This window comes from Wolbachia endosymbiont of Pentidionis agamae (assembly GCF_036711655.1).
In the GTDB taxonomy this organism is placed as follows: domain Bacteria; phylum Pseudomonadota; class Alphaproteobacteria; order Rickettsiales; family Anaplasmataceae; genus JAZHPY01.
Map to the genome: position 1 here is coordinate 1 of NZ_JAZHPY010000174.1, position 412 is coordinate 412.

Annotated in this window: 1 pseudogene; it reads right to left on the reverse strand. The window is 31.1% G+C overall.

Features of this window, described 5'->3' with window-relative positions:
• Nucleotides 1–5: 5 nt before the first annotated feature.
• Nucleotides 6–412, reverse strand: a pseudogene (trhO, locus tag V6U76_RS05505) (oxygen-dependent tRNA uridine(34) hydroxylase TrhO); the annotation flags it as partial.

Consider the following 412-nt stretch of genomic DNA (forward strand, 5'->3'; position numbering starts at 1 on the left):
TTTTATAGGTAAGAAAGTATAACTCCTTTCAGATGATAAACATTCTTAAAACCAAGGTTTTTCATATAAGCTGTAGATTTTTCACATCTAATGCCCCCAGTACAATACATAGCTATTTTACTTTTTTCTAGATTTTTACCTTGAGAAAAAGAACTTGCCCATTTAGGAAAATCACGAAAACATAGAGTTTTTGGACTTATTGAATTTTTAAACTTCCCTAACTTAATTTCGTACTCATTTCTTGTATCTACTATTAAAACTTCCGACTGAGAGGTAAATTCATCCCACAGCTCTGGTTCAATATATTGACCATTTTCAGTAATATTCAGGTCATTTACTCCACAATTTACAACTTCTCTTTTTAACCTAACCTTCATTTTGCTAAAAGGTTGATACTCTGCTGAAGTTTCTG